Origin of the sequence: Sphingobacterium sp. UBA5996, assembly GCF_002429765.1 — a bacterium.
GTDB lineage: Bacteria > Bacteroidota > Bacteroidia > Sphingobacteriales > Sphingobacteriaceae > Sphingobacterium.
Window position 1 is genome coordinate 78,790 of record NZ_DJAS01000008.1, and the last position, 23,646, is coordinate 102,435.

Annotated in this window: 23 protein-coding genes; 14 read left to right on the plus strand and 9 right to left on the minus strand. The window is 42.5% G+C overall.

From position 1 onward, the window contains the following. Positions 1-2 precede the first annotated feature (2 nt). The 4 genes from B3E00_RS05595 to B3E00_RS05610 form a co-directional block, all read right to left on the minus strand. Positions 3-950 (minus strand): ABC transporter ATP-binding protein, encoded by a 948-nt coding sequence (locus tag B3E00_RS05595; protein ID WP_293937573.1) that lies wholly within the window; start codon positions 948-950, stop codon positions 3-5. A 32-nt stretch (positions 951-982) separates the two neighbouring features. Beyond that, a complete protein-coding gene (locus B3E00_RS05600) occupies positions 983-1,837 on the minus strand; it encodes an NEW3 domain-containing protein (protein ID WP_293937576.1) in 855 nt (284 codons plus the stop codon). Positions 1,838-2,010: 173 nt separating this feature from the next. Further along, on the minus strand, positions 2,011-2,304 hold the full coding sequence (locus B3E00_RS05605) for a hypothetical protein (protein ID WP_293937578.1): 294 nt from the start codon (positions 2,302-2,304) through the stop codon (positions 2,011-2,013). 77 nt (positions 2,305-2,381) lie between these two features. After that, positions 2,382-2,828 (minus strand): Hsp20/alpha crystallin family protein, encoded by a 447-nt coding sequence (locus tag B3E00_RS05610; protein WP_293937581.1) that lies wholly within the window; start codon positions 2,826-2,828, stop codon positions 2,382-2,384. Positions 2,829-3,062: 234 nt separating this feature from the next. On the opposite strand from B3E00_RS05610, the gene B3E00_RS05615 reads away from it, so the two are divergent. Both B3E00_RS05615 and B3E00_RS05620 read left to right on the plus strand, forming a co-directional pair. Continuing rightward, positions 3,063-3,314, plus strand: a complete 252-nt coding sequence (locus tag B3E00_RS05615; RefSeq protein ID WP_293937583.1) for a hypothetical protein — start codon at positions 3,063-3,065, stop codon at positions 3,312-3,314. Positions 3,315-3,369: 55 nt separating this feature from the next. Next, complete coding sequence (locus tag B3E00_RS05620) at positions 3,370-3,972, plus strand: hypothetical protein (protein WP_293886715.1); 603 nt, start codon at positions 3,370-3,372, stop codon at positions 3,970-3,972. A 100-nt stretch (positions 3,973-4,072) separates the two neighbouring features. On the opposite strand, the gene cobA is transcribed toward B3E00_RS05620, so the two are convergent. Beyond that, on the minus strand, positions 4,073-4,834 hold the full coding sequence (cobA, locus tag B3E00_RS05625) for a uroporphyrinogen-III C-methyltransferase (protein WP_293886713.1): 762 nt from the start codon (positions 4,832-4,834) through the stop codon (positions 4,073-4,075). A gap of 197 nt (positions 4,835-5,031) precedes the next feature. On the opposite strand from cobA, the gene nirB reads away from it, so the two are divergent. The 4 genes from nirB to B3E00_RS05645 are packed head-to-tail and all read left to right on the plus strand — an operon-like array spanning position 5,032 to position 9,190. Continuing rightward, positions 5,032-7,548, plus strand: a complete 2,517-nt coding sequence (gene nirB, locus B3E00_RS05630; protein WP_293937586.1) for a nitrite reductase large subunit NirB — start codon at positions 5,032-5,034, stop codon at positions 7,546-7,548. Positions 7,549-7,581: 33 nt separating this feature from the next. Then, on the plus strand, positions 7,582-7,929 hold the full coding sequence (gene nirD / locus B3E00_RS05635; protein WP_293886709.1) for a nitrite reductase small subunit NirD: 348 nt from the start codon (positions 7,582-7,584) through the stop codon (positions 7,927-7,929). A 41-nt stretch (positions 7,930-7,970) separates the two neighbouring features. Then, positions 7,971-8,783 (plus strand): formate/nitrite transporter family protein, encoded by an 813-nt coding sequence (locus B3E00_RS05640; protein WP_293937589.1) that lies wholly within the window; start codon positions 7,971-7,973, stop codon positions 8,781-8,783. 5 nt (positions 8,784-8,788) lie between these two features. Continuing rightward, on the plus strand, positions 8,789-9,190 hold the full coding sequence (locus B3E00_RS05645; RefSeq protein WP_293937591.1) for a hypothetical protein: 402 nt from the start codon (positions 8,789-8,791) through the stop codon (positions 9,188-9,190). Between the two features lie 53 nt (positions 9,191-9,243). Here the strand turns inward: B3E00_RS05645 and B3E00_RS05650 are convergent, their stop codons facing one another. Further along, complete coding sequence (locus B3E00_RS05650; RefSeq protein WP_293937593.1) at positions 9,244-9,951, minus strand: Crp/Fnr family transcriptional regulator; 708 nt, start codon at positions 9,949-9,951, stop codon at positions 9,244-9,246. Between the two features lie 213 nt (positions 9,952-10,164). On the opposite strand from B3E00_RS05650, the gene B3E00_RS05655 reads away from it, so the two are divergent. Next, a complete protein-coding gene (locus B3E00_RS05655; RefSeq protein WP_293937596.1) occupies positions 10,165-10,689 on the plus strand; it encodes a hypothetical protein in 525 nt (174 codons plus the stop codon). A gap of 11 nt (positions 10,690-10,700) precedes the next feature. Here the strand turns inward: B3E00_RS05655 and B3E00_RS05660 are convergent, their stop codons facing one another. Both B3E00_RS05660 and B3E00_RS05665 read right to left on the minus strand, forming a co-directional pair. Continuing rightward, the gene (locus B3E00_RS05660; RefSeq protein WP_293937599.1) at positions 10,701-11,615 is read right to left on the minus strand and encodes a helix-turn-helix domain-containing protein; all 915 of its coding nucleotides are present in this window, start codon (positions 11,613-11,615) and stop codon (positions 10,701-10,703) included. A gap of 70 nt (positions 11,616-11,685) precedes the next feature. Beyond that, a complete protein-coding gene (locus B3E00_RS05665) occupies positions 11,686-12,537 on the minus strand; it encodes an SDR family NAD(P)-dependent oxidoreductase (RefSeq protein ID WP_293937602.1) in 852 nt (283 codons plus the stop codon). 212 nt (positions 12,538-12,749) lie between these two features. Here B3E00_RS05665 and B3E00_RS05670 point away from each other — a divergent pair, with 212 nt between their 5' ends. From B3E00_RS05670 to B3E00_RS05690, 5 genes are all read left to right on the plus strand, one after another. Then, entirely contained in the window at positions 12,750-13,211 is a 462-nt protein-coding gene (locus tag B3E00_RS05670) for a redoxin domain-containing protein (RefSeq protein ID WP_293937605.1), read from the plus strand. Between the two features lie 2 nt (positions 13,212-13,213). After that, complete coding sequence (locus B3E00_RS05675; RefSeq protein ID WP_209579015.1) at positions 13,214-13,723, plus strand: DsbA family protein; 510 nt, start codon at positions 13,214-13,216, stop codon at positions 13,721-13,723. A gap of 67 nt (positions 13,724-13,790) precedes the next feature. Beyond that, positions 13,791-14,615: an alpha/beta fold hydrolase gene (locus B3E00_RS05680; RefSeq protein WP_293886695.1), complete on the plus strand. Its 825-nt coding sequence runs from the start codon at positions 13,791-13,793 to the stop codon at positions 14,613-14,615. Positions 14,616-14,849: 234 nt separating this feature from the next. Then, entirely contained in the window at positions 14,850-18,086 is a 3,237-nt protein-coding gene (locus B3E00_RS05685) for a SusC/RagA family TonB-linked outer membrane protein (protein ID WP_293886694.1), read from the plus strand. Between the two features lie 12 nt (positions 18,087-18,098). Continuing rightward, on the plus strand, positions 18,099-19,865 hold the full coding sequence (locus B3E00_RS05690; protein ID WP_293886693.1) for a RagB/SusD family nutrient uptake outer membrane protein: 1,767 nt from the start codon (positions 18,099-18,101) through the stop codon (positions 19,863-19,865). 133 nt (positions 19,866-19,998) lie between these two features. Here B3E00_RS05690 and B3E00_RS05695 read toward each other — a convergent pair whose 3' ends face one another. Next, complete coding sequence (locus B3E00_RS05695; RefSeq protein WP_293886691.1) at positions 19,999-21,405, minus strand: alpha-L-fucosidase; 1,407 nt, start codon at positions 21,403-21,405, stop codon at positions 19,999-20,001. Between the two features lie 129 nt (positions 21,406-21,534). Here B3E00_RS05695 and B3E00_RS05700 point away from each other — a divergent pair, with 129 nt between their 5' ends. Then, a complete protein-coding gene (locus tag B3E00_RS05700; protein ID WP_293886689.1) occupies positions 21,535-22,953 on the plus strand; it encodes a sensor histidine kinase in 1,419 nt (472 codons plus the stop codon). Then, positions 22,934-23,638: a response regulator transcription factor gene (locus B3E00_RS05705; protein WP_293886687.1), complete on the plus strand. Its 705-nt coding sequence runs from the start codon at positions 22,934-22,936 to the stop codon at positions 23,636-23,638. The genes B3E00_RS05700 and B3E00_RS05705 overlap by 20 nt, the downstream gene beginning before the upstream one ends. Positions 23,639-23,646: the final 8 nt, after the last annotated feature.

Here is a 23,646-nt window from a genome sequence, read left to right on the forward strand (position 1 = left end):
TTTTATAATTTACTATGTTCGAAATACGTATGATAGATTTGGTCAAGCGCATAATCATTGCGCTGTACAGAAACAATTGCAGCGCCATGCTGTACCAGGATACGGACGGCATCGGCGGTGTTGTCTTTTTCTGATTTCAACTTAATACTGTCGCCGTCTAAAGAAAGAGTCCGAAGCCCGGGGAGTTCTTGGAGCGCCGACTCAAAGCGTTTACTGTCGCCACTATTTTCAAGCATGATAACTGTACTGACGCCTTCTTGTTGCTGGAGGTTGTTTGCCAAGCTGTCGATGGAGCCTTCGACCAGCAGTTTACCTCCTACAAAGATACCCACTCGATCGCAGACGCGTTGTACTTGATGAAGATGGTGCGAGGAGAGCAGTACGGTGAGGTTCTGCTCTTTGCTGAGCTGTTTGATCAGTTCCAAAAATTCGTCCACACCTTTGGGGTCAATACCCAGAGTTGGTTCGTCGAGTATAGCAACAGCGGGTGCTTTGATGAGCACTTCAGCCAGGCCGAGCCGCTGTTTCATTCCACGCGAAAAGGCAGCGGTTTTTTTGTGCATTTCGTTTGCCAAGCCCACTGTTTGGAGCATTTCTTGCGACTTTATGCGCGCTTGAGCTCTTGGTAGCCCATTGAGTTCCGCAATAAAACTTAAGTTTTCCAAAGCGGTCATTTCGGGATAAAAACCCACATTGTCGGGTAGGTAGCCTACCTTTCTTTTGACAGCGATAGGATTTCTTGTGGCATCATGTCCGCAAACGTAGGCTTTGCCAGAGCTCGGCTCGGTAAGTCCGAGCATCATTAAGATACTTGTCGTTTTACCTGCTCCGTTGGGCCCAAGAAGTCCAAAGATTTCACCCGGATAAATCTTTAGGTCCAAAGCGTCCACTGCTTTCGTTTTGCCATAGCTCTTTGTCAAACTTGACAGTTGAATAATAGGATCCTTCATGTTGAGAGTCTTTGGGATTATCAAATCAGGATTTATCTTCTTCCATATTTTCGGATGAGGTAATATATCAGTCCTATTGCCGCAAAGATGACCAATAGTCCGATCCAGCCAGAAAGTAGCGAAGTTTTAACAATAATGCGAAACGAAAGATCTGTAGTGCTGTTAGCAGACTTGACATCGAATTTAGCAGCATAATCACCGGCGATTGTTTTGTCCGGAACTTTAAGATTTACTTTGACATCAACGGATTTCCCCGCTTCAAGTTGCTTGATTGTAGCTGGGGTGAATGTGGCTTCCCAGCGGGTGGGCAGTTGTGATCCCAGTTCCAAGGTGTTGAGGGGAAGTGTTCCTGTGTTTTTAAGTTGCAGAACAATTTCTTTGTTACTGCCTGATACGACTTCGTCACTGAGCCTGCCGGTAGGCGTAGTCATCTCCAGCGCATAAGACCCTTTAACGACAGCTTCCAATTCCAGTTGGAAATTATCTATCGGTGAAGTTGCTTTAAGAGGAATTTTATATTTATCGGGTTTAGCGGTAATTGGGCAACTAATTTCGATGCCGATTTCTTGCGTTTTGCCCGGTTGCATCTGAATAGAGGTTACGAGCGATCCATCTACGCGATAGCTGATCTGCCAACCTTGCGGTAGCTGTGCATCTAAGTTGTAAATAAGGGTCTGGCTACTTGCGTTGGTTAACGTGGTGTTGTAGCGGAATGGCTCATTGCTGGGAGCTTCGATATTGAGCAACCTTGCTTCGAAGCTTGATTTGCTGGGAGCAGCAACCTGCGCTGAGAGGTAAAAACTGTTTGCAAACACCACAAGTGCAGCAAAAAAAGGCCTGAAAGATAGACGTGGGCGTTGGTTTGTAATTAGTAATTTTGTAAACATGATCCAATAACTAAAATTTATGTTTTAAGATAGAATAATAGCTTTCAAAAAATGCCGGTTCGGATTCCTGTGATTTCTTGAGGAAAAAACCGTCGCCAAATTATAAATCGATTGGAAGAAAATCAAGTTTTCCTTCAAATTTATTGTAAAAAATATGTTGGATTCTCTCAATCCTATTCTAGATTCAAGGCTCTGAAGGCCTTTTTGGTGATTGCCTTGGTGTTGTCTGCAAGTTCATCCAAGGTACAATTGATGGATCGGACTGGAATTTGTATATCCGCTTCTTCATGGAGTAACAGGTCGATGCGCAACAATCTGTTCGGTGTATGTTCCGTCGAACCGAGCAATTCATTGAAGAGTTCATCTACAATTTTGGGGCAGTTGCCCAGGTCAAAAGTAGCAAGCTTAATGTAACTATCCTTGCAGGGAATATGCACTTCAATGCTATAATTGTTCAATCTTTTCATGATTTCGGTAAGTTTGGAAAACAAAGAAGTTGGTCCCGTTCTGGAGACCAACAGCATACTAGTTGGTATTATAGGACTTAGGATATGTAAATTGTTCGAGGTTCCTTTTGTTTGGCTTCCTCTTTTTTTGGAATTGTCAGTTTGAGCATACCATTTTCATAATGAGCCTCAATGTTATCCTGATCCACCACATCTTTTTGCAGCTCGAAACTCCGTTGGAAAGATTGATAACTGAATTCCCGACGCGTATAATTGTCTTTTTGTTCTTCATGCTGCTCTTCCTTGGCGGAGGAAATAGTTAGAAGATTGCCATCAAGCGTAATTTTAAAATCCTCTTTGGCCATTCCTGGTGCTGCCACTTCAACTTCAAAGTTGTCGCCATTTTCCTTGATGTTTACTGCTGGGACCGTGGTGCTGGTAGGCGAGTAGTTTTTGTTGCCCCAGTTTAAAAGTTCACGGTTAAAATCATCAAACATGGGCGAGAACATCGATAAATTGTTCCAGTTTCTTTTTGCTAATTTCATGATAAACCTCCTTTTAATTAAGTGAAAACAACTTATTAAAATTAAAATTTTCAGCCGGCCGACTGTATCCGAACAATTGCAAAAAAAATACCACGGTGAAAAAGCTGAAATTTTTTCATGAAAACTGAAATTTTTGCATTTTTACTGACAAAATTTAGGTAAGAGTTGTCCGTTTAAATAATTATATTCGCATCAAATAGATCAAGTAACTAACCTGAAGATCGAATAAACCGCATGGAAGAAAAGAAATTCAATGAATTGACCAATGAAGAGTTGTTGGTTCTCAAAAAGAAATCCAAATCCACTAAAGTAATCAATGGTTCGATCATTGGATTTTGTGTGGGTATTGCTGGGTATAGCCTGTTCGTTGCCGGAATTACATGGCCGACGATTTTTCCACTGGTATTGGCTGTAATTGCCTATAAATATCTTGGTAAAAATGAAAAAGCTTTGGATGCAGAATTGAAATCCAGAAATCTCAGTTAGAAAAAAGGAAAACGATTACCGTTTCGCTGTTGTTTAATTTTTAAAAACAACAGCTATGAGAAGAGAACAAATAGAGGCATGGATTGCGCAGGGCTACAATGTATTGGATCATCATAAACCTAAAGTTGTGGAGGGTGATATCTGGGCGTATCTCAATCAATGCGATGGGCAAGGTACCGATGTATATGCACTTTCTGAACTGCAAAAATGGTCGGACGGCGAGCTTGCGCAGATGGAACTGAAAAAATATGTCGATCACTGTGGGCAGCTGGGCGAGAAGTTGTTTCTCCGTAATGAAGCAATTCGAAATAAAGAATTCGATAAATATGAGGCCTTTTTGAAATTGTTTTTTGCTGATAGTGCTGAAAAAGACATGGAGGAGGTAAAGTTTCTGGCTGATCGTATAAAACGGGTGAGTAAAGAAGAAATGGAAAAATGGGTGGTGTCAAATTATGTAAACGTGCTGCTATCTGATCTCCATTATCTGGACTATGGCGCTATTATCAACGGCATGGTGCTTCCTTCGGAAGAGGTTTTTATGTATACAGAAAATGGTCTCAATGAAACCATAGATTGCCACGTAACTCCCATGGAGTATTTCTCCCATACTGATCATGAAGATTACTGGATCAATCCAAATGTAAAGAAAGCATTATAGCTATGTATTATAAGAATTAAAATAAATTATATATCTGCTGGTATGTGACATCGTTATTCTTGTAAAGTGATGGCGTGCTGAAATTGACAGCGCTATAGCGCTAGATGATGTGCCGCTGCTCGGCAGCTACCGCCAATGTATGCTGCAAGTCTACAACCGCTCCGATGACGATAATTGCCGGATGCCCCATGTTATGTACTTTGCTTATCATGACAAGATCCTTGACTTTGCAGCATACTTGTTTCTGCTGGGGCAAGCTCGCATGCTGTATAATGGCAGCTGGTGTTTCCCCTTTTCCGTATAGTACGTAGGTGCGTGCGATTTCGTCGAGCTTACGCATTCCCATATAAATGACTACGGTCGATCTGCTTTGAACGGCGAGCGGCAGATCGGCAGAAAGTGTTCCATCTTTTTTCATACCCGTCAATGCCCATACCCCTTCACTTACACCACGGTGTGTTAGCGGAATGTCGTTGAGTCCAGCGCCTTGCATGCTGCTGATGCCCGGAATGTAGCTGATGTTAATAGATCGGTGTTGTACGGTGAGCCATTCTTCAAAACCACGTCCAAAAAGATAGGGATCTCCGCCCTTAAGTCGTACCACTCTTTCGAATTTGCTACAATAATATAAGATAAGTTCATTTATATCCTGCTGTGGGACGTATTTTCCATATGGATGTTTTCCAACATAGTGTTTTTTACAGTTTTTGTCTGCTATTTGTAGGATTTCCCTATTAATTAGGTTGTCATATAAGAGTACTTGAGCACTTTTTATCGCTTTATAAGCTTTTATTGTCAATAATTCTGGATCTCCAGGTCCGGATCCTACTATAAATAGGGTTTTTTGCTTTAAATTTTCCATTTTATTTATTTTTCAATCGTTTATATGTATAAAAATAATAAAAAATATGATAAAAATCATGTTTTAATGTATTTTTAATATGTTTTTTATGAAAAAGTATTATAAAAATCATATTTATTTTGATTTTTTAATTTTTTATTCCATAAATTAGTCTTGTTGAAACTAGAAATTGATTTTTATACAATAAAAACAGGGTCATGGATAAAAAAAAGGTTGTTATTGTCGGAAATGGGATGGTCGGTAATAAGATTTGTGAAAAATTAAAGCAGAAATCGAATGATTTAGATATCGTTGTCTTCTCAGAAGAGCAAATTCGAGCCTATGATCGTGTGCATTTGACTGATTATTTTAAATATTCTTCAGTTACTGAACTTTTTTTGTTGAAAAAAGAGTGGTACACTGAAAATAATATAGAAATCCATCTAGGTGATCCTATTGTCGGTATAAATGTTATAGAAAAAGAAGTTGCATCTCTAAAGGGGATTACCGTGAAATATGATTATTTAGTTTTTGCAACAGGTTCTGCACCTTTTGTTCCTCCAATACCTGGTATCGACAAAGAAGGTGTATTCCTCTACCGTACAATTGAAGACCTGGAATTGATTAAAGCATATGCGGCTAAAGTCAAGACAGGCACAGTTATGGGCGGGGGACTTTTAGGATTGGAAGCGGCTAAAGCATTGGTAGACCTTGGTCTTAAAGAAACGGCTGTGATTGAATTTGCCCCCCGTCTGATGCCCCGTCAGATTGACGATAATGCCAGTAAACTTTTGCAGCATAAGTTAGCAGCATTGGGTTTGACTTGCTTCTTGCAAAAATCCACAAGCCAGCTGTTGGGTGATCATCATCTCACTGGAATCGCTTTTAACGACGGGACCTCGCTGGAGACAGATTTATTGGTAATATCTGCTGGTATACGTCCTCGTGATGAGCTTGCCAAGAAAATAGGCCTTGCGGTCGGCGAGCGTGGCGGAATACGAGTTAACGCACACATGCAGACCTCGGATCCTGCGATTTATGCAATCGGCGAATGTGCCTTGGTGGAAGATATGGTCTATGGACTCGTTGCACCGGGTTATGAGATGGCTGAAATTGCGGCGGCTCATATCGTTGGTGATATCAAATCCTTTAAGGGGTTTGATATGAGTACCAAGCTAAAATTGATGGGAGTTGATGTAGCGAGTTTCGGAGATCCTTTTATCAGCGAACCTTATGCGCATACGATCGTACTGGAGGATCGCAATAAGGGGATTTATAAGCGGTTGAATATCAGTACAGACGGCACGCGCCTACTGGGCGGGATACTCGTCGGAGAAGCTGCAAGTTATAACATGTTGCTTCAGACGGTTAATAATAGTTTGCCGTTGGCAGAACACCCAGAACTTCTCCTTTTTGGGCAACAGCGTGACAGTAAAGCGCCTTCTTCTGGTCTGGAAGCTCTTCCGGATGATGCATTGATCTGCAGTTGCGAAGGTGTCACCAAAGCCGCAATCTGCAACGCGGTGGCCACAGGAGATTGTGAAAATGCGGATGCAGTAAAGAAATGTACCAGAGCGGGGTCGGGATGTGGAGGTTGTGTGCCTATGGTCAAAGACCTGGTCAACTACACCATGAAACAGCAAGGAAAATATATTCGGGGTACCATCTGCGAGCATTTCGACCTGAGTCGCCAGGAACTTTATGATCTGATGAAGATCCACGAACTGAAAAGTTACGAACGGGTGTTGGATGCACTGGGACATGGGCATGGATGCGAAGTCTGTAAACCTTTAATCTCTTCCTTGCTTGCCAGTCTCTGGAATGAAATGATTTTGGGAAAGGGCAATGATGTGGCTCAGGACAGCAATGACCGTTACCTGGCCAACATACAGAAGGGCGGGACGTATTCAGTTGTTCCGCGTATTCCAGGAGGTGAAATTACCCCCGATAAACTGATTGTAATCGGGGAGGTGGCTAAGAAATACAATCTGTATACAAAAATTACTGGTGGACAGCGCATCGACCTATTTGGTGCACATCTCAATGATTTGCCCTTTATCTGGGAAGAGCTCATTACTGCAGGTTTTGAGAGTGGACATGCTTATGGTAAGGCGCTTCGGACCGTTAAAAGCTGCGTTGGAAGTACCTGGTGTAGGTTTGGGCTGCACGACAGCGTTTCTTTTGCGATACGGATAGAGGAACGTTACCGTGGGCTCCGCGCGCCACATAAGATTAAATCAGCCGTTAGCGGCTGTATACGTGAGTGTGCCGAGGCTCAGAGTAAGGATTTTGGAATCATTGCGACCGAAAAAGGATGGAACCTCTATGTTTGCGGCAATGGCGGTAGTAAGCCGCAGCACGCGTTATTATTGGCATCGGATATTGATAGCGAAACGTGTATTCGTTATATAGACCGTTTTCTGATGTTCTATATCCGCACTGCAGACCCGCTGACGCGAACGGCTACCTGGCTCAACAAAATGGAAGGCGGAATAGATTATCTCAGGAATGTTGTGGTAGGGGATAGTCTGGGGATGGGTGATACGTGGGAGCAGGATATGCAGCTACTCGTCGACAGTTATCGCTGCGAATGGAAAGCAGCTGTAGAAGATCCTGAAATTCGAAAACGCTTTGTTCATTTTGTAAATGCACCTGATGAGAAGGACGATACTGTTCGCTTTGAAAGTTTTCGCGGACAGAAGAAAGCCGCCGATTGGAACATTAGGACTTATTAAATAGCTAATCGCTAAACTTTTTAATGAAATCATATGAGTACGAAAATTGACATGCAATGGCTGAAGGCTTGCCGGATAGAAGATGCCATTGAAAACGGTGGAGTCTGTCTTAAATTGAACAACGAGCAGGTCGCACTATTCTATTTCGCCCGTCGCAACGAGTGGTATGCTACACAGAATGAATGCCCGCACAAGCGGCAGATGATTTTAAGTCGCGGAATGCTGGGGTCTTTGGGAGACACGCCTAAAGTCGCTTGTCCGTTTCATAAAAAAACCTTTGCCTTAGATACAGGTGAATGTCTTTCGGGAGACGAATGCGCAATAAAGACCTATCCGGTAAAGGTGGAGAACGGGAGTGTGTTTATCGGAATGACCGCTTAGGTAAAAAAAAGTTAATCGAAAATCTTATTAAACAAAATACGATGGATTATATCAGCCCCAAAGAGGTAGCAAGTGCGATGATGAACACCGCTATCTACAAATCTTCGCTTCCGATCAAAGACCTCTTGATACGGGGAGCGCTGTCAGGTGCCTTACTGGCAATTTCTGTTACTCTTGCCCAATTGGCTACTTCCCAGACCGGGTTGGGTTTAGTTGGTGCATTTGTTTTTCCAGTAGGATTTGTGATTATTGTCATCCTCGGTCTCGAACTGGTGACGGGAAGCTTTTCCTTGGTACCATTGGCGTGGTTTGAAGGAAAGATCAATTTTAAAGCGATGGTCTCAAATCTTTTCTGGGTTTTTCTAGGTAATTTACTGGGTAGCGTACTCTTTGCGATTTTGTTTTGGGCTGCGAGCACGGAGACTGGTCAATTGAGCCAGCTTGGAAATATCGAACATAGTCTGATGCTAATCAGTGAAAAGAAAACACTGGGATACAGCGCCCATGGTGCTTCGGGTTTGTTTTCGGCTTTTGTCAAAGCCATTCTATGTAATTGGATGGTGTGTATGGGTGTGGTGATGTCCATGACATCGAAGTCTACGCTTGGAAAGATATTGGCGGCGGGTATTCCGATCTTTATATTCTTTGCTTTAGGTTATGAGCATGCTGTGGTCAATATGTTTGTGATTCCCGCAGGAATGATGTTTGGAGCAAAAGTAACGATTTCCGACTGGTGGCTGTGTAATCAGCTGATTGTTACGGCTGGGAACATTGTCGGTGGACTGCTCTTTACTGGGATGGCCATTTATTACACGTATCATCAAAAAGAAAAAGTGTCGGCTTCGCAAACTTAAATTTTATGGATCAAATGAAAAAACTGTTGACGGTATGTTTGCTGTTAATGATTAGCAGTCAGATGTATGGTCAGGAAAAAATAGTAAAAGGCAGTCTATTTGAAGGAATTGTTGTGGCAGGATATGCTGACCATGGTGCCTACATCAATTGTACGGGGCCAGCGGTGAAATATACATTCGCACCCAAGAGCTGCCTATTGGTCGGTTTATTGCCTAGCTTAAAGCTGAAAGAAGATCAGGTTGAATCGGGGAAGCCAAAGAACTCCTGGATCACGCCCTCTCTGGGATTTGGTTTAACCGCTGTATTCCGACATATTGCCATTCAGTTGCCAGCATTCTATACCGCAAAAACGAGTGCTGCTGATGGTAAATGGAGGTTGGGAGTCGGTATAGGGTATAAATTTTAAGGTGATGTATTTTTAAGGGAATATATGATTTGGGGAGTCGTTGGCTTTTCTAGCTAGTTTAACTCCCCATTGTTTTCTTCTGATAGATCCTGTAGAAGCTGGAGGTTTTTAATAAAAATGTCTTTTTTGTCCATCATGATGGCTCCTAATTCGATAAGTTCGCTCAGTGTGCGATATACGGTCTCGTATGTAGCGCCTACGTAGGAAGCTAAGTCTTTTTTGCTTAGGGATAACCCAATATATCCATCCTTATGTTCCTCGCTGAAAACACGGTGAAGTAACAATAGGCTCCAGGCAAGACGATTTTTAACAGCGAGCTGTGTCAGGCGGGTCATCTTTTGTTCAGAAAGATGTAGTTCGTCGGCAAAAAACAACATCAACCGGTAACTCAGCTCAGGATTTATGCGTAGTGTGGACAGGAAGAACGGCATTTCGACGAAGCAGAGCTGCGACACTTCCAGGGTTGTAGCAGAAATAGGGTACACAGTTTGTTCGGTACTGACCCCACGATGGCCAACGATATCTCCTTTTTTTGCAAATCGTACAATGGTTTCTTTATCCCCGAGATTGCGATGAACTTTGACGAGTCCAGACTGGACAAAATAAATACCCTGAACCGATTGCCCTTCGGTGATAAACTGTTCACCTTTTTTTAATTTGATATTCTTCCGATGAAGGTCGATCTGTCCGAGCCAGTCTTGTAAGACATAACGGCACATAAGGCAGGAGTGGTCGCAGGTATTTACTTTTTTCGATTTCATCAAAATCTAATTTGTATAGTGAGACGGTATTTTGTCGGTCCAAAGGTATTACCTATTCGTTTAAATTCCTATATTACCTTTTATAAAAAGGTGATATAGGATCATTTAATTTATTTCACCATAAAGCTGTAGGTATATTTCCTTCAGATAAAACGATAGCATGTTTTAAATTGTTAATCATGCAGGTACACTGTTTTAAATTACTGAATACACATGAAAAAGATCGAACTAGTCCCACTCGTTGGGATTCAAATTGAAGGTATTGGTCCGGTTAATCTCGGTGCGGGCCGTGCTGAAGTTCAAAGTGTACTTGGTACTCCTTCAGATGCGCTGGACGACCAATATTATTATGATGAACTCGAATTGAGACTTGATTTTAATGATCAGGGAACATTGGAATTTATAGAAAGCATCAATGGACCCAATCCGGAAAAAACGGAGATCAGTATCTACGGTGTTAATCCATTTCAGCTGGAAGCGACTGAACTTGTAACGATCTTAACGGATAAAAACCAGGGTGAGGTTGATGATGCCGAAGCGGGATACTGCTATACATTTTTAAATAGCTCTGTTGGTGTCTGGCGACAGATTACTGAAGAGGATGTTCAGGAGGAGATTGAGGAAATCAAAGCCGATGGCGAATACGAAGATAATGCGGATATGCTATTGGAGGATCTTGAAAAATCAAAATTCTTTTGGACAATCGGCATTGGAGTAGCGGGATATTACGCAGATTAAATTGAAGTAATTTATTGAAAAAATTGCCTAAACTCCAGAGGACTATGCTGTGTATTCTTTTTAAAGACTTTGCTGAATGACTGCGGATGCTCGAAACCTAATTCATAGGCAATTTCACTGATGGACTGGGAGCTGGTGCTCAAGCGCAATTTGGCATACTCGATCATTTTGTGCTGAATATGCTGCTGGGTGTTTTGTTGTGTATAGATGCGGAGCAGGCTGCCAAGATAGTTTGGCGATAGATTGAGCTGTTGTGCCAGAAAGCCAACCGTTGGAACCCCATGTTGTTGTAGCATATCCTGTTTGAACTGTGCAGTCAGCAACTGCTCAAATTTAGTGACCAGTTCCTGTGTCGATCGTTTGCGGGTAATAAACTGCCGTTCGTAGAATCGTTCGGCATAAATCAGCAAGCGCTCAATCTGTTTGATAATGAGTTCGCGGCTGAATTTATCGATATTAGACTGATATTCCTTTTCTATATTCTGAAGAATATCGACGATTACGGACTCTTCCTTGTCGGAAAGAAAAAGCGCTTCATTGACTTGATATTGGAAAAAATCATACTGGTGAATATGTTTTGCCAATTCGCTGTTCCAGAGGAAATCGGGATGGATCAACAGGATCCATCCACTGGGTTGCGCCACTACTTCCTGATTAATTTCCACCTTTAAAAATTGTAAGGGTGATACAAAGGAAAGAATACCCGAATCAAAGTCATAGTGCTGCTGACCATAGTTAAATCGGGCATTCACATTTCGCTTTAAACCGATCGAATAAAAATGTTGTATCCAATTCAATTTGTTGTCATTAACAGGGTAATGTACCTGACTATAGTCCACTAAGCTGATTAACGGATGCTCTGGTTTGGGCAGACCGCAAAAGCTGTGAAATTCCGACAAGGAATGAAAGCGAAATGTATTCTCCATAGGTGTAAATTTACTTATTTTCTATTTTTATTGGCAGCTAATTTCCTTTTTATACACAAAGTGCGATGTCTTATTCGGCCGATTTGTCAAAACCGGTTGATACGGTATAGCTTTTCCACTTTTCAATCTCCGCTGTCAACATGTTGATTTTATTTTTTGCCAGTTCATAAGCATCCTGGCCCATCAGTAAATGGACAGGAGGTTCTTGCAGTTTGCTCACCTCGATCAATAGTGTTGCGGCTTTCTGTGGATCGTTAACCTGATTTCCATTGATCTCGTGTTGGTGTGTGGCTTCGCTTTCGCGGGCGGTAATGTACGCAGCAATTGGATTGGCTGCGGTTTGTAGGGAGCCTTCGGATAGAAAGTCGGTTCTGAAGTATCCTGGGTAAACTACAGTTGTATGTACACCAAAAGGTTTCATTTCGGTCGCTAGGGCTTCGCTAAAACCAGCTACTGCGAATTTCGTGGAACAGTATACACCAAAGGCTGGGTAATTACCAACCAGACCGCCGATCGAGGCTATATTGAAAATGTGTCCCGATTGCTGACCGCGCATATGGGGGGCAATGTGACGGATGACATTAAGTGATCCAAAAACATTGACCTCGAAGTTGCGGCGTGTTTCTGATTCGCTCAGTTCTTCAAGTGCGCCGGTCTGACCATAGCCAGCATTATTGACGAGCACATCAATTCTTCCGAAATAATCAATGGCCGAAAGTACTGCGCGGGCAACATCTTTGTCATCCGTAATGTCTACTTCTAGCGGTAGAAAGTTTTCCACTTCACCAATTTCATTTTCCAGCGCCTTTTTTGTCCGCGATGTGGCAACGACAAGGTAATCTTGCGCAAGCAGCTCTTTAACTAAATTGAGACCTAACCCCTTAGAGGCACCGGTGACAAACCATACTTTTTGTGATTTCATGTGTTTCTGTTTTTAAATAAAAGAATAGTACAAAGGTGGTGAATCGCCGCACGACAGATGTAGGCAGATCAACGAATGTTGTAGCCAGATCGGGGATAAGGTGTTTTTTTTTCTTTAAAACAATTTTTGCTTTAGCGTGCTTTATTTAGGAGTGATACCAATACTATCAAGACTGGTATCTCAAAAAATGGTTAAATTCTAAAGACGTTGATATGTTACAAAAAAATGATGTTGCACCCGATTTTACCTTGTATGCAACACCGGATCAAAAAATTAAATTATCTGAATTTAAAGGACGTAATGTGATACTGGCATTTTATCCGGCAGACTGGAGTCCAGTGTGCAGTGATCAGATGGCCCTGTACAATGAAATGCTTAAGTATTTTAAGAAGTATGATGCCGAAATCATGGGCATTTCCGTTGACAGCAAGTGGTGTCATATGGCATTTGCAGAATCGCGTAAGCTTCATTTCCCGCTCTTAGCTGATTTTGAAGGCAAAGGTGAGGTTGCCAAGAAATATGGTGTTTACGACGAAGAAGAAGGCGAGTGCAAGCGCGCACTTTTTGTGATAGATAAGGAGGGTGTTATTGCGTGGAGTTATTTATCGCCTACTGCTGTTAATCCAGGAGCTGACGGTATTATCGAGGCGTTGGAAAATCTCAAATCAAATTAACTATGTCATTAAAACCAAAAGTCAGCAGCGCTGACCATATACTAGGTAATGGTCAAGCCGATTTGACCATTGTTGAATATGGCGACTATCAATGCCCACATTGTGGAACAGCTCATCCTATCATAAAAGAAATGATGGCTGAACTCGGAAGTCAGATCCGGTTTGTCTTCCGCAATTTTCCGTTGTCAGAAATGCACCCTTATGCCAAATCCGCGGCGCTGGCAGCGGAAGCAGCTTCACTTCAGGGTAAATTTTGGGAAATGCATGATGCTATCTTTGAAAATCAAAATGCCCTCAATGACGAATGGCTCCTGGATATGGCCCAAAAGCTGGATTTAGACATGGATAAATTCAGATCGGCTCTAAAAGATGAGTCGTTATTAGACCGTGTGGAAGGAGATTTTGAAAGTGGTATGATGAGTGGAGTGAATGGGACGCCAACGTTTTTTGTCAATGGCCAGAAATTTGACGGCGGAGCGGAAGATCTGGTACACGTGTTGGGCGAAAGCTAAGTGTATCAAGTGACGGATTGCAATTCAATTATTAAATAACAGAAATAAGAAAGTAAAATTATTCATCATGGCAACATTTAAAGTTCAAGACGGAACAGAAATTTATTATAAGGACTGGGGTACAGGCCAACCGATCGTTTTTCATCACGGCTGGCCTTTATCTAGTGATGACTGGGATGCGCAACTAATGTATTTTCTTCAAAAAGGATACCGTGTGGTTGCGCACGATCGCCGTGGACACGGGCGTTCGACACAGACTGCGGACGGGAACGATATGGATACCTATGCTTCAGATATTGCGCAGTTGGTAGAAGCATTGGATTTAAAAGACACTATTCATGTTGGCCATTCAACCGGTGGAGGCGAAGTGATTCGTTATCTAAACAATCACGGTACAGCGCGTGTTTCAAAAGCTGTGTTGATCAGCGCAGTTACGCCTACGATGGCTAAGAGCGCAACTAACCCCGATGGCGTGCCCATGGAAGTGTTTGACGAAATAAGATTGAATACAGCCACACGTAGGCAGCAATATTTTCAGGACTTTACCCTTGCTTTTTATGGCTATAATCGCGACGGAGCGGATGTGAAACAAGGTGTAATGGACAACTGGTGGCGACAAGGGATGATGGGGGGCATAAAAGCTCAATATGATTGTGTCAAAGCTTTTTCTGAAACCGACTTCACTGAGGAACTGAAAAATGTAGAAATTCCTGTACTCGTCCTGCATGGTGAGGATGACCAGATCGTGCCGATCGATATAACAGGTAGAAGAGCAGCGGAGCTGGTAAAAAACGGTACATTGATTACTTATCCCGGATTCCCACATGGAATGCCTACTACAGAAGCAGAAACCATTAACAAAGATATCCTAGCTTTTATTCAAGAAAATTAAAGGAGTTTAATCTCCTGGCCAAAAGGCATGGATATAAACAGAAAGAACTGCTACTAATGGGCAGTTCTTTCTGTTTGTATTAACCAAAAACTAAATTTATATGAAATAATTCCTTGCATAATCTGTTTAGCAGTTGATATTGGTGGTATTAATTAAATATTTATTAACATTACGGTAAATTATAAACCAAGTCAAAGTGCCAACTTTGGTGCAAAATTCTAAACCAGATTAAAAATGCAAAAGACATTACTAATCAGTATGGCATTGAGTCTCTCGTATCCCACTTGGGCTAACGTAGAGCGTAATCATGTCAAATTGGCTAAAGAAACGCAAGATGTTGCAGTTCAGTTTACCGTAAGAGGGGTGGTAAAAGGCAAAGAGGGAACATTCTTGTCCGGAGTCACTATCACGAATTTAACTAGCCAAAAAAACACTTCAACAAATGGTGCAGGTCAGTTTGTGATCGAAGCCAGTGTAGGGCAAAAACTCAAATTGACGGCCATAGGCTACAGTGAAAAGATCGTCAATGTGACAGGTGGGCAGATCGATGTCAACATGGAATCCAAAGACACTGAGCTGGAAGAAGTCGTTGTGGTCGGTTATGGGACTCAGAAAAAAGTGAATCTTACTGGTGCTGTAGACCAGGTGGGTTCAGAAGCTTTTGAGGGACGTGTACTGGGCAATGCAAGTCAGATGCTTCAAGGGGTAATTCCCAACTTAAATGTAACCCCAGCAGATGGTAAACCTAATCGGGCGCCAAGTTTCAATATCCGTGGTACAACTTCTATTGGTCAGGGAGGAAGTGCACTTGTTCTTATCGATGGTGTCGAAGGGGACCTTTCCGCTATCAATCCTAATGATATCGAAAGTGTAACGACGCTCAAGGATGCTGCTTCATCTGCAATATACGGTTCCCGCGGAACATTCGGGGTTGTACTTGTCACAACCAAACGTGCCAAGTCTGGAAAAACGTCTATTAACTATTCGGGCAGTGGTTCTTTTCAGAAACCGATCGCTTTACCCAAATTTGTGACGGATGGCTACGAATATGCTTCGCATTTCTTTACAGCCTATAATGCCTGGAACAATTATTCCTCTATTCCGAGCAAGCTCAACAAAACACAAATCTTTACAACAGATTGGCTGGAGGAATTTAAGAGGAGAAAAGAACAGGGAATTACGGAGCAGGTCACGGTGGATGATAAGGGCAATTATGTTTACTATGGTAATGAGGATTATTATGGCATGCTGATCAAGGACAATACCTTTGTCCAGGATCATAACCTCTCTATCAGCGGTAATTCGGAAAAAATGGATTACTACATTTCTGGCCGTGCTTACGATTATAATGGCATGTATCGTTATAATAGCGATAAATATAAGACCTATAATACACGTGCAAAAGCCGGACTTCAGGTGACAGACTGGTTGCGGATCAGCAATAACATCGATTTTAACTACGCCAAATACAGGGATCCTTCCACAGCGGGTGAAGGTGGTAATATCTGGCGTAATATTGCCGATGAAGGGCACCCTTCTTCACCAATTTTTAATCCCGACGGATCAATGAGTTTCTCGGCAGCCTACACCGTAGGGGATTTCATCTACGGCAAAAACGGTACCAACACAGCCAATCAGGATCTCCGCAATACCACGTCTTTTGAAACCAAGTTTTTAAACAATACTTTTCGTGTAAAGGGGGATCTGACTTTCAGAAATCGTGATTTTAGTTCGGTAAGGGTTCGTGTGCCTGTCCCTTATAGCACGCAGGAGGGAAAAATGCTGCGGTTGGAAACAAGCATGAATGATAATATTTATCAAGTAGACCAACGTTACCGTTACTTGTTCGGAAATCTTTACAGTGAATATGAACGTACACTAGGTGACCATTACTTTAAAGGTTTGCTCGGTTATAATTATGAACAACGGACTTATAATTCAACCTATATCACCAAGACCGGTCTGCTTAATGACGACGTAGAAAATATCAACTTGGCAGTAGGGCAGAATACTACAGCAACGGCGGGATATAACAAATACCGCAATGTCGGTGTATTTATGCGGGCCAATTACATCTTCAAAGACCGTTATCTTTTTGAATTCAATGGCCGGTACGATGGTTCATCCAAATTCCCGACCAACCAACGGTGGGGATTGTTCCCGTCTGCATCCGTAGGCTGGCGTATATCGGAAGAACCTTTCTTCCAGGTGGACAAAAAGGCGCTGTCTGACCTGAAGCTAAGGGCCTCCTATGGTTCCCTTGGTAATGGTAATGTGGATCCTTATTCCTATCTGGATATCTATGAAATCAAGATTATGGACCGGGTACTAAATGGTCAGAAACCTTCCTATACCTCGGTGCCTAAAGTTATTCCGGATAACTTAACTTGGGAAACTGCGCGTACGGCCAATCTAGGTCTTGATCTATCTTCGTTAAATGGGAAATTGACCCTTACCGGAGATATCTATCAGCGCAAGACCCTCAATATGTATACCCTTGGTGTCGCATTGCCGGATATTTTTGGAGCGGAGTCACCAAAAGGGAACTATGCGGATATGACAACCAAAGGTTTTGAACTGAGCTTGACTTATAAGGATCGATTTGATCTTAATGGCAGTCCGTTCAACTGGTCTGTGCGCGGAACGCTGGCAGACTATAAATCCAACATAGACCGTTATGAGAATAAGGAAGGTTTAATCAAAGACGGTTCCTATTACGAAGGACAGCGGATTGGTGAGATCTGGGGTTATGTAACCCAGGGATTATTCCAGAATCAGGCGGAGATTGATGGAGCAGCAAAACAAAAACTGATCAAATCGTCCAACAATGGAACAATCTATCCCGGGGATGTTCGTTTTACAGATCTCAATGGCGACGGTGTGATTGATTATGGAAACAATACAATCTACAGTCATGGTGATAGAACGGTCATCGGTAATGCCGATCCAAGGTATATCTATAGTTTTAACCTCAATTTGGATTGGAAGGGGATCTACTTTTCTTCATTTTTCCAAGGAGTAGGCAAGCAAAATTGGTATCCGAGCAATGAGTCGATTTTCTGGGGACAGTACAATAGACCTTATAACAATTTGCCGGAATGGCACCTCAATAATTACTGGACAGCAGATAATCCGAATGGCTATTTTCCACGTTATGCCGGCTATAACGAGTCTATTAAAACCACCCCCCAAACCAGATACTTACAAAATGTGGCCTATATTCGGATGAAAAACTTACAGATCGGGTACAGCTTTCCTAAGTCTGTGACAAACCGATTAAAAATCAGTAGTCTTCGTGCAGGCCTATCGGGTGAAAACCTATGGACCTGGTCGCCGCTTTACAAAAAGACGAAGGATCTTGATGTCGGCAACCTGGGCAAATCGGATCCTGAAATCGGAACAGGGTCCGGTGACGGATTTAATTATCCGATCATGAAGAGCATCAGTTTTAACTTATCTATTGGCTTATAGTTTTATATCAACATGAAAAGATTGTTTTATATACCTGTTGTTGCACTTTTGTTCAGTTCTTGCGAACTGAATGAGCTGCCAAAGGCAGGAGCTACCGAAGAAGATATCTTTGGTAGTGAAAGTGGATTGAAAAATTACAGTAACTCCTTCTATCGGAATATCACTTCGGGAAGTGACGCTTATAAGGGCGATGCAATGGCCGATTATTCTGCCGTAAATAGCCTAAATGATTTTATGGTCGGCGGTGCTTATAGCGCGGAAATCAGTTCGGGCTGGTCATGGACGACCTTGCGCAATATCAATCAATTGATCGCCAAGTGCAACAGTCCCAAATTGACTGATGCCATAAAAAATAATTATATCGGCCTGGCCCGCTTTTTTAGAGCTTGGTTTTATTATGAAAAAGTGGTGCGATTTGGCGATGTGCCTTGGGTAGATCATCCGCTGGCAGTGGATGAAACAGACATCCTCAAGGCACCACGCGATTCGCGCGAGGTGGTCATGAAGCATATCATGGAAGATCTGGACTTTGCCTACACCAATATCACCAATACGGGAGGCGACGGCAGTACGGTTAATAAATGGACAGCACTTGGTCTAAAGACAAGGATTGCACTATTTGAGGGTACATTCCGTAAATATCATAAACTCAATCTTGCTACACAGCCGGAGGTGTTTTTTCAGATGGCAGTAGATGCTGGAAAGATCTTAATGGAAAATGGCCCTTATGGACTTAATATCTCTGCAGATCCCAAGACCTCACAGCGGATGCTGTTTACAAGCAATGCACCTGTGACAAAAGAGGTTATGCTGGCGGTAACCTTTAGCAAGGATCTTGCGCTGTTGAATGATGCGAATTGGTGGTGGACGTCGGCTACCTATGGCCCCCGACTCAGTTTGGTAAGACCCTTTATCAATACCTTTTTGAATGTTGATGGTACCCCTTATACGGATAGACCCAACTTTCAGACGGAGGAGTTTTATGAGGAATGTCAAAATCGTGACTTGCGGCTTGCACAGTTGATCCGCACACCGGGTTACTCGCGTAATGGACAGGTGGCACCTCCAAATTTTGCGAGTTTCACCTATACAGGTTATCAACCGATTAAGTATACATTGGATGATTCATATTATGACAACGGCGGGTACAATACGAATGCGGTTCCGCTAATGCGTTATGCGGAGGTGTTGCTAAATTATGCCGAAGCGAAACAGGAACTCGGTACCTTCACCGATGCGGACTGGTCCAAAACCATTGGTGCACTTCGAGCAAGAGCAGGGATAAGTAGTGGAATCAATAGCTTGCCGACAAAAGTTGATAGCTATCTAAAAAATACATTCTTCCCTGAAGTAAACAATCCTGTGCTTTTGGAAATCCGCCGGGAAAGACAGGTGGAACTGGCACTGGAAGGATTCCGTTTCAACGATTTGAAACGCTGGAAGCTTGGACCGCTAATGGCCAATTTACCCTGGACAGGTATCTATATTCCAGCGCTGGATAAATTGATCGATATCGATCATAACGGTACACCTGATGTTGTCTTTTATGAAGGCAGTAAATCTGCTCCTTCGATCACTGTTCCAGCAGGAGTTGCCAAGGTGGCCATTGGAGGCAAGAGCACCAACTTCCAGACGATGACTTCAGACAATCATCTGGAATGGTTTAAAGCGGTGAAACGTACCTGGGATGATAACAACAAACAATACCTATACCCGATTCCTTCAGCGGCAATCGTGTTAAACAGTAATTTGACGCAGAATCCGGGTTGGAGTAAATAAACATTATTTGATCCGTTCTCTAATGATAAAGCCCCTTGCAGCATTACATGAGGCTTTATCATTAGAGTTTCCTGAACCAGTTATGTGAAAATATTAAACTTTTATAAATCAGAATTATCGGATTTTGCTGTTGCTATCGACGCTCCTGATATACCCCAATTTCATGAACGACAGCGCGATCTTTTTCAGGTTTGATGCTGAAACGTAATTTTTGTCCCAATACTTGGTCAAAGCGAAACATCTTGATGCGCCCCTGCTGCACGGCTTTGGCTGCGATAGGTTGCCATTTACCATCCTTCAGGTAAGATAGACTGTATTGTGAAGGATGATCTTTCCCTTCGGTAATAACGACACTGTTGAAGCTTTTGCTGCGTTCAAAATCCATTTCATACCACAGCTCCCCCTTAACGAGCGGGTTGGAGACCCAAGCGCTTCCAAAGTTATCATCGTTAGCAAAATCCATGATATTCATATCGTCACTCCAGCTGCTGTATGAAGGTACTTGCTTAGCGATATTGTGGTCGACAATAGGAGCTTGGTAGTCTGGTAAGGTGCTGTAGTTGGGCCTGTTTTTGTACAATGTGCCGATTTTTTTTAAGGCGTCGAGCGCATTCTGATCCATGAGACCATCACTGTTTGGGGCTACGTTGAGCATAAAGTTACAATAGGCACTGTTGTAGGGGATAATGAATTTCTCAACCAGCTCATTGACATCCTTAACGGCAGTATTTGGGAATGAGGTTTTCCAGAACCAATTCTGCTGCAAGGGAAGGCAGGCCATAGCAGGGAGTTTGTTGTGTTCTTTGGAAATAAATTGCCCCGCTCCCTGTTCGTAAGATTTGATATCTGTATAAAAGAGGGCATCACCGGGGTATTTTGCGGAATTGAGGTCCATCAATAGGCATTTGGGCTGTAATGATTTGACGAGGTAATAGATGTCATCGAAAGGAACATCGTCGTAAGAAATGCGTGACCAAGGGGCATCCCAGCCATCAATCACCAAGGCGTCAATTTCTCCATATTGAGTGAGCAATTCGGTCAGCTGATCTTTGATCAGCTGGATATGGGCTTTGGTAATTGTGTGCGGCCGTATACCTTGGTGCATATCCAGTATCGAATAATACAACATTACCCGAAGACCATTTTTGCGAAAGGCTTCAGTAAACTCTTTAACAACATCACGATGTAAAGGTGTATTCATGACATTATAATCTGTAGTTTTGGTGTTCCAGATCGGGAAACCACTGTGATGCTTGGTTGTCAGGCAGCCGTAACTCATATTTGCCGACTTGGCCGCTTTGGCCCATTGGTCTGCGTTGAGTTTGGGTGATTTAAACAATTCAAGAGCAGCATTGGGGTCTGACCAGTCCTGTTCCATAAAAGTTGGCATCCCGTAATGGATAAACATGCCAAATCCTAGATTGACAAAATCGAGCTGGCTCTGCTCAAGTATTTTTTTTGAAAAACTGGTTTGCGCAAACAGGCTTTGGCCCAGCAGGAGGAAACATAGACAGAGTAGTGTCTGGGAAATTTTGGACATAATTTGCTAATTTGTTAGGCTGTAAAGATAGGGAAAGAAGAAGTATCTTGTGTTTAATAGAAACCTAATGAAAGCCTAATAAAAGCCTAATGGTATCTTGGATCGATAAATAGATGTTATTTTTAAACCATGAACAGCGCCGGTAGAAATATATATCCCTGGGCATTTGGCACCAGCTTCCTGATCTTGACCCTGTTGATCGGTTTTTTGATCTTCAATACGTATAAGCTTGAAGATAAAAATTACCAGATTGGACAGCTCAATCTGATTCAGAATGCCTATGGTGCTGCAGTAATGGACGATAAGATATTCCCCGGTGGTAACACGATATTCCAAACTTCATTGGTGCCATGTCTTTCGATCTGGTCTAAAAAGGTGCCTACTGGTACATTAGATTCCTCTAAATTTGCTCAGCAATGTATGGAACCTTTTCTCAAACGCTTGCGGCAAGAGCAATCACTGGATAGTATTTTTCAGCAGATCGTACAGGAACAGCAACTTGATAAAGATCTTATTTACCTGTTTCATTTTGATAAATTGGAAGTTTACGATTCCACAGCTAAGGTTTGGAAGGTGTTTTATGAAACGGAACGTGATAATCCTGCTGGCGCCATAGCTGGTCGACTAGAAAATCCGGGGCTTAATAATCGGGTATTTGAACTATCGGTGAGTGATAAAAGTCCATGTCCCTATCGGTTTACCTATAGCCTATATGTAGATTATGAAAATCGGGGCTGGCGGATTGTACAACGGATGGCACCCGTATTTTTGCTGTCTTTGACCTGTATTGCGGTCATTGTGCTTCTTAGTTACCGGACTTATAGCAATTGGATCAGCCAGCGTAAGCTTGCCGATCTCAAAACAAGTTTTCTCAACCATATGCGCCATGAATTCAATACCCCACTGACGACAATACTGATCAGTGCGCACAGCCTGATCGACCCTGACACCAACAAAGATGAGCGCGAAGTGACACAGCTGGGACTAATCGTGGAGCGGCAGGCAAACCGACTTAAGGCTTATTTTGAACAGGTCATGGGATCTGTTGCCTTAGAGGAGCGACAGCCAAAAATCGTTCAGCTTCCGCTGAACCGGCTCACACAGCAGCTGTTGGATGAGCTTCGCTTGCGGTATCAAGATGAGATCGAAATCCGATACGAAGCATTAATGTCTGATATTGAAATGAAACTAGATCTAGATGATTATTTTTCGATCTTAGACAACCTTGTATCCAATGCCATCAAATTTAATGACAGTAATGAAAAATACATTTGGTTTACCTGGCGCTGCACAGAAGACCAATACTGTCTTCAAGTAGCAGATAATGGGTCTGGTATAAGCCCTAATGAACGGGCTAAAGTATTTACAGCATTTTATCGGGGAAGATTATCGGGAAATAAACCGGGGCTTGGATTGGGACTATATTACATCAAATCCTGTTTGGACCGTTTGGGATGGACAATTCATATGGAAGAGGGGGCAAGTGCGGGTACGATTTTTTATATTTACATGGGTAATGCGGCATCCAATGGCAAAAGACAAGATTGATATTCTTTTGATCGAAGACGAACCCGATTTGGGAGAGGTTTTTTCGCGCTATCTGCGCTACAAAGGATTTACGGTGCTTTGGGAAAGTACTGCTGAAGGTGGCTGGGAAAATTTTCAGCGCGTTTCTGTCAAACTCCTGATCATCGATATCCAGTTGCCTGATGGTAACGGTTTTGATCTTGCGCAACGGATGATTGCTAGCAATCCAGGACAGCCTGTTTTCTTTTTGACAGCCCTCCATGAGCGCAACTCCCGATTAAAGGGGCTTTCTTTAGGCGCGGTTGATTATATTTCCAAACCTTTCGATATGGACGAAATATTGCTTAAGATCCGCAATCTATTGAAAGTAGCATCTGTTTCCGAGAAAGATCCGGTTTTACAGCTAGAATTGGAGATTGGCAGCTTGAGGCTCAATATGGAACGGTTTACGCTGGAAAACGCAGTGAAAAAGGTGCAAAAACTCACCGTAAGGGAAGCAGAACTGCTGCATTACTTAATTTTGAATAAAAATATGTTGGTCAGCAAAAAAGATTTGCTCTTAAAGTTTTGGGGGAATACCGACTTCTTTAACGGTAAAAGTTTGGAAGTTTTTATCTCCCGGCTTCGCAAGTTGTTGCAAATAGATCGTAAACTTCACATCGAAAGTATCTATGGTGCAGGTTATATATTACATGAAGATGTATAATTACGTGA